This is a genomic window from Mucilaginibacter sp. Mucisp86 (assembly GCF_047324315.1).
GTDB lineage: Bacteria > Bacteroidota > Bacteroidia > Sphingobacteriales > Sphingobacteriaceae > Mucilaginibacter.
This window is the reverse complement of the sequence record NZ_CP168503.1, coordinates 6736514-6751288: the sequence shown is the minus strand read 5'-3', so window position 1 is coordinate 6751288 and position 14775 is coordinate 6736514. Positions and strand designations below refer to the sequence as shown.

The 14775-nt window shown below is 44.5% G+C and carries 5 protein-coding genes; all 5 read left to right on the top strand.

From position 1 onward, the window contains the following. Positions 1-105: 105 nt before the first annotated feature. The 5 genes from ACEN9X_RS28025 (at position 106) to purL (ending at position 14636) form a co-directional block, all read left to right on the top strand. A complete protein-coding gene (locus tag ACEN9X_RS28025) occupies positions 106-3429 on the top strand; it encodes a TonB-dependent receptor (RefSeq protein WP_413668275.1) in 3324 nt (1107 codons plus the stop codon). A gap of 18 nt (positions 3430-3447) precedes the next feature. Next, the gene (locus ACEN9X_RS28020) at positions 3448-4875 is read left to right on the top strand and encodes a RagB/SusD family nutrient uptake outer membrane protein (protein WP_413668274.1); all 1428 of its coding nucleotides are present in this window, start codon (positions 3448-3450) and stop codon (positions 4873-4875) included. 85 nt (positions 4876-4960) lie between these two features. Then, on the top strand, positions 4961-7063 hold the full coding sequence (locus ACEN9X_RS28015) for a beta-galactosidase (RefSeq protein WP_413668273.1): 2103 nt from the start codon (positions 4961-4963) through the stop codon (positions 7061-7063). Positions 7064-7166: 103 nt separating this feature from the next. Continuing rightward, positions 7167-10544 carry a glycosyl hydrolase gene (locus ACEN9X_RS28010; protein ID WP_413668272.1) on the top strand — a complete coding sequence of 1126 codons (3378 nt, stop codon included), beginning with the start codon at positions 7167-7169 and terminating at the stop codon, positions 10542-10544. Positions 10545-10979: 435 nt separating this feature from the next. Beyond that, positions 10980-14636, top strand: coding sequence for a phosphoribosylformylglycinamidine synthase (gene purL / locus ACEN9X_RS28005; RefSeq protein WP_413668271.1), 3657 nt, complete (start codon positions 10980-10982; stop codon positions 14634-14636). Positions 14637-14775: the final 139 nt, after the last annotated feature.

Genomic DNA, 14775 nt, shown 5'->3' with positions numbered 1-14775 from the left:
GCCGGAAGCGTACCACCGCCCCCGGCAACAGTATGGAAACTGTTGTTAGATATCCGCAAACGATCACTGTTCAAATAACCAATTTTTAGATTAACCAACATTCAAATGTATAAAAAATATACTGCAAAGAAATGCGGGCACCAATCCCGTATCCCTAAATTGTTACTGATCATGAGACTGTCAACATTTTTATGTCTTATCTCCCTGATGCAGGTGAGCGCGGCTTCCATCGCTCAAAAAATTAATATTAATAAGAATAATACATCACTGCGCGAGATTTTGAACGATATTCATCACCAAAGTGGTTACAGCATCATTTACGATGCTGACCTGATTAAAAATGCCATAAATATAAATTTACATGTTAAAGATGTATCCCTGGAAGATGCGCTAAAACAATGCTTTTTTAATCAGCCATTCAGTTATAAGATCAACCAAAAAACTATAGTAATCATTCCTAAACCTCTTCCAGTTCCAACGCCGGGGCCTGAAAGGTCTAATCCGCCGCCTGCGGCTACTCACACGGTAACCGGAATGGTAACAGACGCTAAGGGCGAAACATTAATAGGTGTTACGGTAAAACTAAAAGGAACCACCACCGCTACGGTAACAGGAGCAGATGGTAAATATACGATCAAGTTGCCTGATCCCAGTGGGACACTTGTTTTCTCTTACATCGGCTATAACCCATTAGAAATTGCAGTTAACAACAAAACGGTTATCGACGTTACTTTAATTGAGCAACCTAAATCATTGAATGATGTGGTTGTGATTGGTTACGGCACGCAAAAGAAAACTTCTGTTACAGGCGCAATCTCATCGATCAAAGGCGATGTAATGGGTGAGGCTCCTGTTGCTTCTTTGGAACAGGGGATGGCCGGTCGGCTCTCCGGTGTTCAGGTAAAGCAAACTTCAGGACAACCGGGAGCGGGTATCAGTATTCAGATCAGGGGAGCTGCGTCCATAGCCGGAGGAAATGAACCGTTGTATGTGATTGACGGATTGCCACAATTTAATTCAGATGTCAGAAACGCTAACGGATTGGCCAGTCTGAATCCTAATGATATTGAGTCGATAGAAGTATTGAAAGATGCTGCCGCCACTTCCATTTATGGTTCAAGAGCCGCTAATGGGGTGGTTTTGATTACTACCAGGAAAGGGAAAACCGGAGCAGCGAAAGTAACTTTTGATACTTATTTAGGGGTTCAGAGCGTCAGGAAGAAGCTTCCGGTGATGGATGCGCCAGAATTTAAAAGTTATGTAACCAGTTACCTGAATAATTCAATTAATCTAAATCCGGCTACAGTAACCCAATATTTAAATCAGCTTGCTACTATTGGTGGAAATGCCAACACCGACTGGCAAGACGAAATACTTCGCAGCGCACTGAATCAAAGTTATAACCTTAGTGTTTCAGGTGGTACAGAAGGCAACCAGTACTATATATCGGGTAATTTCAATAAACAGGATGGGATTATCAAAGCAACAGATTTTGGCAGATATGCCATCAGGCTAAACCTGAATACCAAAATAGCCAACTGGCTGACGCTGGTAACACGTTCAACCGCCAGCAGGACTGAACAAAATGGTTTTGATAATACAGACGGATCAAATGGTACCAGCGGGGCCGGCAGCGGGCTGGGTGCAACCTTGCTTGCCGTGCCTACAGTCCCGGTATTTGATAATACCGGCTCTTTTTCAAGGGCTGCTCCTTATGGTTTCAGCGGTGCGGGTGGCGAAAATCCGGTAGCCATATTGCAGGTACTTAACCGGAACACCTCCTATTATTATCAGGGTGGGTTTGATTTAATTGCCAATCCTATCAAGGGTTTGACCAATACAACCAGGTTAGGCTTTAATTATACCAGTAACAGGGGGGATACTTATTTCCCATCTGTTTTAAAGATCTTAACACCGCAGTCTGCGAAGTTAGTGGAAAGCAAAAAAACAGGGTATCTTTTTGAAGATTTTGTCGGTTACACCAGGACATTTAAAAAATTAAGAACAGAAACGGTAATCGGCTTTTCTGCCCAGCAAGATAATTTCAGTTCGATCACTCTGGCCGGGACGGGATTTCCGTCAGACCAGTTGCTGGACAATGCCATTCAGGCGGCAACCATATCAGCAGTGCCATTTACAACTGCTTATAAAACGACAATAGCTTCTTTTTTCGGCAGGACCCAGCTCGATTATGACAGTAAGTATTTATTGTCAGCCAGCTATAGACGTGATGGCGCATCGGTTTTTTCAGATTTAAACAAATGGGCAGGTTTTAGTTCGTTTTCTGCGGGCTGGCGCATCAATGAAGAAGAATTTCTTAAGAACACGGACATCTCTAATCTAAAGTTAAGAGGAAGCTGGGGGCAGACCGGTAATCAGGCCATTAGTCCTTATCAGTCGCTTTATCTGGCAACCGTTGTTAATACGGCTCAAGGTAGCGGAAGCGGCATTGGGGTGGGCTTAGCTCCCAATCTACCAAACAGAAATCTGACCTGGGAAACTACATCGCAGGTAGATATCGGTATTGATTTTGGCATCAAACAGGATAAGTATCGCTTGTCACTGGATTATTATGATAAAGATACAAAAAACCTTTTGGCTACTGTTCAGTTACCGCAGTCCTCCGGGTTCAGCACCATTTCAGCTAATGTGGGCAGGGTTCAAAACAAAGGGTTCGAGCTCACATTTGGCGCAACGCTTGTGAACAAAAAAGATTTTTCCATTGACATGGATGTTAACTTTTCAAGGAACATCAATGTGGTAAAAGCGACAAACAAAAACCAGGATATTATTACCGATCCATTAAATGCCAATGTAAGCGCTTTAACGATTATCCGTGTTGGTCAACCTTTATTTTCATTTTATACACCGAAATTCCTGGGTTATGATGCCAGTAAAGCGCCGGTATATCAAGATGTGAATAAGGATGGTTTAATCAACGCCGCCGATAACCAGATTGCCGGATCCGCGCTGCCCAACTTCTTTTATGGTGCCAATATAGATGTCAAATACAAAAACTTCAGCCTGACCACCAACTGGGCCGGGGTGTATGGTGCTAAAATAGACAATCTTACAGCCTTTGCACTAACAACATCTTACATTGACTTTAACAAACTAAGTACCATTTATAATTATTATCCCAGCCCGTCTAACCGCTTTGTAGCGCGTGAATCTGACCAATTTGTTGAAAATGCATCTTTTTTTAGGATGAAGAACATTAAGCTGGCTTATAAAGTGCCTTTGAAATCCGCTAAGTTAAGTGGCCTGTCGCTATACGTAAGCGGGCAAAACCTGATCACTTTCACCAAATACACAGGTTATGATCCGGAGATCAATAGTTTCAGCGGTACAAACAGCCGCCAGGGCGTTGATTATTTTTCCTATCCGACAGCCAAAACAGTGACTTTCGGCCTTAACGTAACATTTTAAATACTTAGAATTTAAATTATGAAAAAGCTTTTTTTGATAACAATATTCACCGTCCTGGTGTTTGGCACGGGATGCAAAAAATTTCTTACGGAACAACCAGTAAGTCAGCTTACCTATGGGAATTTTGACGCGAATTCTATAGAGTCAGCAACGGTAGGCGTGTATGAACCATTCACGCGCAGCAGGGGCCGCTTATGGGAAACACATTACACCACAGCATTGACGCTGATGGAAGATTACTCCCATTCCAGATATGCGCCCCAGGAAGCCTTTGCAAATTACGATTTCACCCAGGTCACCTACCAGGATAATTTCTGGCCGACATTTTATCAGGCAATTTCCAGGGCAAATACCTTAATTCAGGTAGTGACAAGCGGAAGCTTTGCCAATGGCAACAAATATATTGCCGAGGCAAGATTTGTTCGGGCAATAGCCTATTATCAACTGGTGAGGGCGTTTGGAAAAGTGCCCTTAAGGCTTGTGCCGGTCACCGATGCTCAAAATACTGGGCAGCCGCTGGCTGAGGTTGCTGATATTTATAACCAGATTATCAGTGATTTCCAATTTGCCGAAGCAAACCTGCCTGCGACGACGACCCAATACGGGAGAGCAACCTCCGGCGCAGCAAAAACGGCCCTTGCTGATGTCTATTTAACGTTAGGCAGATTTAGTGATGCGCGAACTAAAGCTAAAGAAGTAATGGATAATAAATCTACCTATGGTTATGAGCTGCTGCCATCATTTACTGATATTTTTTCGCCTACTTCAGCAACCAGTTCAGAAGAGGTCTTTGCGCTGAAATTTACAAGATCCGTAGGACTGGGTAATTTTCTTCCATCATATTCGGCATCCACTACACAATATCAGGGTTTCGCCGCGACTGGAAATGAAAATTTTGGGACAACAAGCACGTTGCCGTTCATCAAAAACTGGGACAACAACGATCCAAGGAAAGTTTGGACACTTTACAACAAAACGGTGATCAATGGTGCAACGGTAGTCATTAATGTGGCAGCACCTAATGACCTTTTGTATGGAAAATTCCGGGACCCGCTTGCACCTGCCGAGACTGCAGCTGGTAACGATTTCTTTCTGTACCGCTATGCAGATGTGCTGTTAATATTCGCTGAAGCAGAAAATAAGGTTAACGGCCCGACCTCTGACGCCTACAACGCGGTCAATATGGTCAGAAGAAGAGGTTACGGCGTTAGCATCAACACGGCTAACGCGGCAGTTGATCTTCCTGGCGGTTTAACTCAAGCTACATTTGATGATTTGGTATTCAGGGAGAGAGGTTATGAGTTTTTCGCTGAAGATAAGCGTTGGTTTGACTTGCTTAGAACAGGCAGATATAAAACAGAGCTTCCTGCCGCAGGCAAGAGGCTGCCGCCATCTACCGTATTTCCAATCCCAGCGGTAGAAAAACTGACCAATGACAAAATTTAATCCTCCTTAAGGAGCGTCAGTGGTTATCTGACGCTCTTTATCTTGTCGAATTAAAATTGGTTCTATCGCCCGAATTGAACAAAATATGAAACGTGAAAAATTAATTATTATCCTGCTGGCCGTTTGCTCATTTACTGAACGTGTTTCAGCACAAACAAAAAAGTTGGATAATATTCTTTATGGTGCAGCCTATTACCAGGAATATATGCCGGAAGACCGCCTGGAGGAAGATCTTAAACTGATGAAAGCATCAGGAATGTCAGTTGTGAGATTGGGTGAATCGAGCTGGAGCCTGTTTGAACCAAGGGAAGGGGAGTTTGATTTTGCATGGATGGACAGGATTATTGACGGTTTACACAAAAATGGCATAAAGGTAATTTTGGGTACACCTACTTATTCTATACCAGCCTGGTTATGGCATAAACACCCTGAGGTGCTGTTGAAGTATGAAAAAGGTGCTAATGCCTATTATGGCATTCGGCAGAACATGGATATTACTAACCCGGCATTTTTGTTTTATGCAGAGCGGGTCATCGGGAAGATGATGGAACATTACACCAAAAATCCTGCTATTATTGGTTTTCAGGTTGATAATGAAACCACCTCTTATAATGCCAATAATTATGATTTTCAGATCAGCTTCGTTGACTATCTGAAAAAGAAATTCGGAACTGTAGAGCGGCTTAATAAAATATGGGGATTGAATTATTGGGGAATGACCATGAATGGCTGGGAAGAATTTCCGGAAAGGGATGGTGTAACCAATACCGGCTATAAACTGGAATGGGAGCGCTTTAAGCGCAAGGCCGTAGCCGACTACCTGAACTGGCAGACGGAAATTGTAAGGGCATATAAACGGCCTGATCAATTTGTGACCCATTGTTTCATGCCGGCGGTCCAGGATATTGATCAGGTGGAAAGCGCCAAAAACATGGATGTGCTGGCAGTTAACGTTTATCATGGTTCACAGGATAAGCTGACCGGTGAAGAGATTGCTTTTGCGGGAGATTATTTCAGGTCCGTAAAAAGAAAAAATTACCTTATCACTGAAACTAATGCCCAAACCACCGGCTGGGATTCAAAGTCTCAAGCGCCTCCCTATGATGGTCAGCTCAGGATGAACGTTTATGCCCACATGGGATCAGGCGCTAATATGGTGGAATACTGGCACTGGCATTCCATTCATTACGGTCAGGAAACCTATTGGAAAGGAATTCTTTCCCACGACCTTCAGCCTAACCGCGCCTACGCAGAGTATTCAAAAACGGCCCACGAGCTGCAACGATTCGGCAGTAAGCTGGTCAATCTGAAGATCAAAAATGATGTAGCCATCCTTTTTAGTCATGATGCCAATACCGGCCTGAATGTGATGCCGTTCAAAGATCCGAAGGTCAGCATTCCGGGAAAACCAGCCAATATATATCGGAATGAGCTGGTTGCTCAGTTCCACAAGGTGCTTTTCAGGAACAGCGTGGGTACAGATTTCATTTTTCCGGAGAGTACTAATTTCGGGGATTACAAATTGATTATTATTCCCTCCCTGTACATTGCCAGTGATACCCTGCTGGATAAGATCAATAACTATATCGCTGGTGGCGGTCATGTGATCATGCAGTTTAAAAGCGGGTTTTGCGACGAAAACTCCATGGTGCGCCCTATGCTTGCACCTGGCCCGCTGCGTAAAGCCTGCGGATTCTATTATCAGGAATTTACGAATTTTAAAGCGTTGTCATTAAAAGACAATCCGTTCCGGGTCGATACAGCCGGGAATAAAGTTTATGATTGGGGAGAATACCTTATACCCGAAACGGCTAAACCGCTGGCTTTTTATGATCATCCATACTTTGGCAAATATCCCGCGGTAACTATCAACACCTTTGGTAAGGGAACACTGCTTTATGAAGCAACCAATGTCTCGGATGCCATTCAGGAAAAATTAATTCTTCAGGAAATGGATAGGGCCGGAATTAAAACCATTGACCAAAAGATGCATTGGCCACTGGTTACCAAAAGCGGCAATAATGATGCCGGTAAAAAAGTGCATTACTATTATAATTATAGTTCACAAAGATTGAATGTTACTTATCCATACACGGCTGGTATTGAATTAGTTACAGGGAAGGTAATAATGCAGGAAGCCGTTGTTGAAATTGAACCATGGGATGTACTAATTATTGAAGAAAAATAATCTTCATAAAAAGTTTTATTGGATTGGCAGCGATAACTGAACATGACTTGCTCCATGAAATACAATCCACTTAAATACGAACTATTAATAAATAAACTGGCAAATGACATTTAATATCAGGAATCTCGCCGCTAAGGTTTGCATAAGCGTGGCGCTTTCAGTACCGGTTTCTGCAAATGCACAAAGTAGTAAAGTGCCTGTAAGTAGCCTTTACAAAGGTTTTGTACATCCGGATAATGCCGCCAAACCACGCGTCTGGTGGCACTGGATAAATGGCAATATTACCAAAGATGGTATTCGCAAAGATCTGTTATGGATGAAGCGTAGCGGGATCGGCGGCTTTCAAAATTTTGATGCAGGTGTTGTCACTCCGCAAGTTGTTGCGAAGCGCTTATTGTATATGACGCCAGAATGGAAAGATGCTTTCAGGTTAGCCACCAAACTGGCCGATTCGTTAAAATTGGAAATGGCCATTGCCGGTTCGCCGGGCTGGAGTGAAAGCGGAGGGCCCTGGGTAGCTGCTAAAGACGGGATGAAAAAATTGATTTGGAGCGAGGTGCGATTAAAAGGAGGGCAGCCTTTTACCGGCACATTGCCCAGGCCGCCTGCCACGACAGGGGATTTCCAAAACCTGGCTATCCCAAAGGAAACTTCTGTCATCCGTTTAAAAACAGCTGCACCGCCGGAGTATTATGAAGATGTGGCAGTGGTAGCGTACCGCTTACCAGCGGCAGATATTTCATTGACTGATCTGGCTCCAAAAATCACTTCCAATGCAGGCAGTTTTACTTTGAAACAACTAACAGACGGCAATTTGGAGACAACTAACCTGCTACCTTCTGATCCGGCAAAAGGATATTCCTGGATTCAATATGAATTTGCACAGGCTCAAACCATCAAGGCAGTTTCCGTGACAGGAGGCGGAAGCAGGTCACCTTTTGGCTTACCGGGGCCGTCTGAAGAGCGCAGTCTGGAAGTAAGTGATGATGGAATTAATTTTCGTAGGGTGGCTTTTATTCCGCATAGTGTTATTTCACAGCAAACCATTACCATTCCGCCAACCACTGCCAGGTATTTTCGGTTAAGATTTAACAATCCGGAGGCACATCCCAACCTTATTGCAACGATGCTTGGAGGTGGAGTGACTTCCAAACCACCTGCTGGAAATGACATTGCAGAACTGGTTTTATACCCGGCTACACGTATTAATCACTTTGAAGAAAAGGCTGGTTTTGTAGCCTCTGCCGATTTATTGAAATATCCTACACCAAATACCCCGGATGTGATTGCACAAGCCGATGTGGTTGATTTAACCTGGAAGATGGATGCAACGGGCAGCCTGAACTGGACACCTCCAGCCACCGGCGGAGAATGGAAAATAGTACGGTTTGGCTATTCGTTAACCGGGAAACAGAACCATCCCGCATCAGTGGAAGCAACAGGATTGGAAGTAGACAAAATGGACGCAAGGGCAGTGAAAGAATATTTTACGACTTACCTGAACCAATACAAAGATGCAACTGGTGGCCTGATGGGAAGTAAAGGATTGCAATACATGATAACTGATAGTTACGAAGCGGGGCAGGAAACTTGGACACCCGGTATGATGGAGGAATTCCAAAAGCGTCGGGGTTATAGTTTATTGCCCTGGATGCCGGTGCTGACCGGACAAGTTATCAAAAGTGCAGAAGCCAGCGAGCAATTTCTCTGGGACTGGCGAAAAACCATTTCAGAATTAATAACTGAAAATCATTATAACCAGCTTACCGGTATTCTTACAGACTATGGGATGAAGCGTTATTCTGAATCGCATGAGAATGGTCGGTTGTTCATTGTTGATGGCATGGATGTAAAACGTACAGCAGCTATTCCGATGTCGGCTATGTGGACACCTGGGCTCGGCGGCTCTCCGCCAAACATGGCCCAGGCCGATATTCTTGAATCTGCTTCGGTTGCACACATCTACGGGCAAAACCTGGTCGCTGCTGAATCGTTTACCGCCATCGGTTTTGGTATTAATGGAGCCTGGTCATATTCACCTGAAAAATTAAAACCTACGGCCGATCTGGAGCTGGCCAGCGGTGTAAATCGTTTTGTGATCCATACCTCCGTTCATCAGCCGGTTGATGACAAGATCCCTGGTCTTGGACTAAGCGTATTTGGCCAATGGTTTAACCGTCATGATACCTGGGCAAATCAGGCAAAGGTGTGGACTGATTACCTGGCCCGTAGTTCCTATATGTTACAGCAAGGAAAGTTTGTTGCTGATATTGTATATTATTACGGGGAAGACAATAACATTACCGGATTGTTCGGAAACAAACTACCCGATGTTCCAACAGGATACAGCTATGATTTTATTAATCCTCATGCACTCATCAACCTTTTGTATACACAAGGAGGCAAACTGGTGACACCTTCCGGGATTAAATACAAGATGTTAGTGATAGACAGTATTGCCCGGAAGATGTCCTTACCTGTTCTTCGTAAAATAGCTCAGCTTGTAAAAGAGGGAGCTGTTATCACTGGTATAAAGCCTGAAATGGCAGCAAGTTTAAATGATGACCCTCTGGAATTTCAGCGCCTGGTAAATGAGGTATGGAACTCCGATAGAAAAAATGTATTCACGGGAAAGACAATTGCTGAAGTGCTTTCTTCTTTGAGCATCCGGCCTGATTTTGAATATAGCAAACCATACGATGATACACAGTTACGCTATGTACACCGCAAAGTTGCAGGTGGCGACATTTATTGGGTAAATAACCGTAACGACCGGAATGAAGTTGTTGATGCGACATTTCGTGTCATTGGAAAGACTCCGCAGATCTGGCATCCCGAGACGGGAAAAACAGAACCTGTTTCTTATAAAATAGAAAACAACCATACAAATGTTTCCTTGAACTTTACACCAAATGATGCATTATTTATAGTGTTTCTGTCGCCTGCGAAAAAAAGCATGGTTATCCTTCCTGCAAAAACCGATCAAGACATAATTACGGTTAAAGGGCCCTGGAACGTTACTTTCCAGCCGGATCGTGGCGCACCACTACAAGCTTCATTTGAAAATTTGGTTTCATATACTGAGCATACCGATCCTGGCATTAAATACTTCTCAGGTACAGCCACCTATACAAAGTCAATTAATATCCCTGTAAATACATTGGTGAAAGGTGCCCAGATACGTTTAGATCTGGGGGATGTAAAGAATTTGGCTGAGGTAGTGGTGAACGGAAAGTTATTAGGTACTGTTTGGAAAAAGCCTTTCAGCGTGAATGTAAACTCCGCATTGAAACCAGGAGAGAATAGGCTGGAAATAAAAGTCACTAACCTTTGGGTAAACAGGTTAATCGGAGACCAACAGCCTGATGTAAAGCAAAAAGTAACCTATACTACCATGCCATTTTATAATGCAAATTCAAAATTGCTGTCATCTGGTTTGTTGGGGCCAGTAAAGTTGGTATGGGTGAAGATAAAGAAATAGATGTGGCTCTTTGGATATTCCGGGGCAATTGATCTCACCCTTCCGGAATAGCGAACCGTTAGTTCTGCAACACTTTGAACATATCAATTCATTGAATCAGACGAATAGAGAAAGAGAAAACCTGAGGGAATCACCTTTCTCCTATTTATATAGAGAAGTGCCCACTATCGAGCACCCAAACTATACATCTTAGTTTGAAATTTTGAATTTCATAATTATTTAATCTTTAAGTGATATTTTTTAAAGGATCTTCTCCAATATTTCCAATTCGTCTTAATTTTTCAACAAATTGGTTCGAAAAAACACCACTGTGGGGACGCTTTTAACTTCTGGTGACCTTTTTGAGTAATTAGTATAGTTGTAATCCGAAACGGTTCTTTTTTAATGTTGACTGTTTTTTTTAAAAAAGCTACCTTTGCACCTTGAAACAAGGATATGATTTACTTTTTCTTTAATAAAGCAAATACGGTGTTTGCCGTACAACATAATCAAACGCTCCATCCGACAGATATTTCAAAACTAAGCTGGCTTTTTGCAGGCGCGGAATTAAACCGGGATACAATTGTGACCGGTTTTTTTGTTGGTCCCCGGGCGGCGATGGTTACTCCATGGAGTACCAACGCGGTTGAAATTACACAGAACATGGGCATTGAAGGTATTATCCGCATCGAGGAATTTGCGGCGGTTGATCCTGATTTTTCGGCTTTCGACCCGATGCTGTTTCAAAAATATTCAACGCTTAATCAGGAAATCTTCACCATTAACATAAAACCGGAACCGATTCTGGAAATTGAAGATATCGCACAATATAACAAGCAGGAGGGACTCTCTTTAAGTGACGAAGAGATTCAATACTTAAACGGTCTTTCTGAAAAATTAGGTCGTAAGTTGACCGACTCCGAAGTATTTGGTTTTTCTCAGGTGAATTCGGAGCACTGCCGTCACAAAATTTTTAACGGCACTTTTGTGATTGATGGACAAGAGCAACCTGTTTCATTGTTTAAGCTAATCCGCAAAACGTCTGAGGCTAACCCGAACGGGATTGTCTCGGCTTATAAAGATAACGTAGCCTTTTTAAAGGGCCCTGTAGTTCAGCAATTCGCACCCAAACGTCCGGATGTACCTGAATTCTACGAGATCAAAGATTTTGAATCTGTAATTTCCCTGAAAGCCGAAACCCATAACTTTCCTACCACTGTTGAGCCTTTTAACGGTGCAGCTACAGGATCGGGTGGTGAGATCAGGGACAGGATGGCCGGTGGCCAGGGTTCTATTCCGTTGGCCGGTACGGCGGTATACATGACGGCCCTTTCGCGCTTAGCAGCCGACCGTCCCTGGGAAAATGGCGTTGCCGAGCGCAAATGGCTTTATCAATCGCCGGTTGATATTTTAATTAAAGCCTCAAACGGAGCATCGGATTTTGGTAACAAGTTCGGTCAGCCGCTGATCACGGGTTCGCTGCTCACTTTCGAGCATGAGGAAGATTCACGCACCCTGGGTTATGATAAGGTAATTATGCAGGCTGGCGGTATCGGTTATGGCAAGCTGTCGCAAGCCAAAAAACACAGTCCGCAGGTAAGCGATAAGGTGGTGATTTTGGGTGGTGATAATTACCGGATAGGTATGGGTGGTGCAGCCGTTTCGTCGGCAGATACCGGCGCATTAGGTTCGGGCATAGAGCTGAATGCTATCCAGCGCTCAAACCCGGAAATGCAGAAACGAGTATCAAATGCAGTGCGCGGGATGGTAGAAAGTGATGTTAATTCGATTGTTTCTATTCACGATCATGGTGCAGGCGGTCATTTAAACTGCCTTTCGGAACTGGTAGAGGAAACCGGGGGCAAGATCGACCTGGATAAACTGCCTGTTGGCGACCCAACCCTTTCAGCTAAAGAAATTATCGGAAACGAATCCCAGGAACGTATGGGGCTGGTGATCGGGCAGGAAAACATAGAGATCCTGCAAAAGATTGCCGACCGCGAGCGCTCTCCGATGTATACGGTGGGCGAAGTAACCGGCGACCATCGTTTCACATTTGAATCAGCCACTACGGGTGCCAGGCCAATGGACCTTGACATGGGTGATATGTTTGGCAGTTCACCGAAAGTGGTGATGCAGGATAAGACAATCGAACGAAAGTATAGCCCGGTAACCTATGACGTATCTCAATTACAGGCTTACCTCATGCAGGTACTGCAACTGGAAGCAGTGGCGTCTAAAGACTGGCTGGTTAACAAAGTAGACCGTTGCGTAGGTGGCCGCGTGGCGAAACAGCAATGTGCCGGCCCACTGCAATTGCCGCTTAACAATTGCGGTGTTATGGCGCTGGATTTTCAGGGCAAGGATGGTATTGCTACCTCAATTGGTCATGCGCCGCTTTCGGCGTTGATTAACCCGGCATCAGGGAGTCGTAACGCCATTGCCGAATCGCTTTCTAATATTGTTTGGGCTCCCTTGAAGGATGGCTTACAGAGTGTGTCTCTTTCGGCCAACTGGATGTGGGCTTGTAAAAATGCGGGAGAGGATGCGCGTTTATATGCCGCTGTAAAGGCCTGTTCTGAGTTTGCAATTGAACTGGGGATCAATATCCCAACAGGGAAGGATTCGCTTTCCATGAAGCAAAAGTATAAGGATGGCGAGGTGATTGCCCCTGGTACTGTGATCATTTCGGCAGCCGGGCATTGTGACGATATTACCGGGGTGATAGAGCCTGTGCTGCAAAAAGACGGAGGCGCGATCTATTATATCAACCTATCGGGCGATACCTATAAACTGGGCGGTTCATCATTTGCTCAAATTTTAAATAAAATAGGTTCTGAAACACCTGACGTATTAGACGCCGGCACTTTCAAAAATACGTTTAATACCCTGCAGCAACTGATCAAAGCAGGCCACATCCAGGCCGGGCATGATATCGGCAGCGGCGGCTTGATCACTACCTTGTTAGAACTTTGCTTCGCTGACCGCGATTTAGGCGCAACAATCGACCTTTCCGCATTAGGCAATCAGGATATCATCGAAACGCTGTTTGCTGAAAACATCGGAATCGTTTTCCAGGCCGATGCAACAGCGGAAGCGGTGTTGGAACGCAATGGTGTTGCCTTCTGCAAGATTGGTACTGTTGAAACGGCAGCTACGCTTACCGTGAAAAACGCTAACGGTAGCTGGTCGTTTGATATTGATCACCTGAGGGACGTGTGGACTAAAACATCTTACCTGCTTGATCAGAAACAAAGCGGTGCGGTGAAAGCCAGGGAGCGTTTTGATAATTACAAGAACCATGTTTTAAAATATAAATTCCCGGCAGGCTTTGCTGGAAAGAAACCGGTTATAGACGCAGGCAAGCCACGACCAAAAGCGGCCATAATCCGCGAGAAAGGCAGTAACTCCGAGCGCGAGTTGGCTAATGCTATGTACCTCGCCGGTTTCGATGTGAAGGATGTCCACATGACTGACCTGATCTCGGGCCGGGAAACACTGGAAGATATCCGGTTTATCGGAGCTGTAGGCGGCTTCTCTAACTCAGATGTATTGGGATCAGCCAAAGGCTGGGCCGGTGCTTTCATGTATAATGAAAAGGCCCGGGTAGCCCTTCAAAACTTCTTTGAACGCGACGATACGCTGTCGGTAGGTATCTGTAACGGTTGCCAGCTGTTTATTGAGTTGGGCATGATCAACCCTGACCATGCCGAAAAGCCGAAGATGCTGCACAACCAAAGCCATAAACACGAAAGCGGCTTTACTTCGCTAACCATACAACCAAATAACTCGGTGATGCTGTCTACGCTGGCCGGCTCAACGCTTGGCGTTTGGATCTCGCACGGTGAAGGACAGTTCCGGTTACCATATGCCGAAGACCAGTACGGCATCGTAGCCAAATACGGCTATGAAAGCTACCCCGCCAACCCCAATGGCTCAGACTACAACACTGCCATGATGTGCGATAAGACCGGCCGTCACCTGGTGATGATGCCACACATTGAGCGCTCCCTTTTCCAATGGCACTGGGCTAACTATCCAACCGGGCGTAAAGACGAAGTATCGCCATGGATGGAAGCATTTGTGAACGCAAGGGTTTGGTTGGAGAAATAGAAAAAGTAACTTGTTTTTAAAGAGCCTCAACTTTGGTTGGGGCTCTTTTGTGTGAAGCAAGTGAGGGTTTATATGATATATCTCCACATTAAAAACACTGTTAATAAATTGGTTAAAAAGAGCAGATCAGCGGGTTCTA

Excerpts from the sequence above, each read along its gene's own strand:
- ACEN9X_RS28025 (WP_413668275.1), top strand. The coding sequence starts at position 106 with ATGTATAAAAAATATACTGCAAAGAAATGCGGGCACCAATCCCGTATC.
- ACEN9X_RS28020 (WP_413668274.1), top strand. The coding sequence starts at position 3,448 with ATGAAAAAGCTTTTTTTGATAACAATATTCACCGTCCTGGTGTTTGGC.
- ACEN9X_RS28015 (WP_413668273.1), top strand. The coding sequence starts at position 4,961 with ATGAAACGTGAAAAATTAATTATTATCCTGCTGGCCGTTTGCTCATTT.
- ACEN9X_RS28010 (WP_413668272.1), top strand. The coding sequence starts at position 7,167 with ATGACATTTAATATCAGGAATCTCGCCGCTAAGGTTTGCATAAGCGTG.
- purL (WP_413668271.1), top strand. The coding sequence starts at position 10,980 with ATGATTTACTTTTTCTTTAATAAAGCAAATACGGTGTTTGCCGTACAA.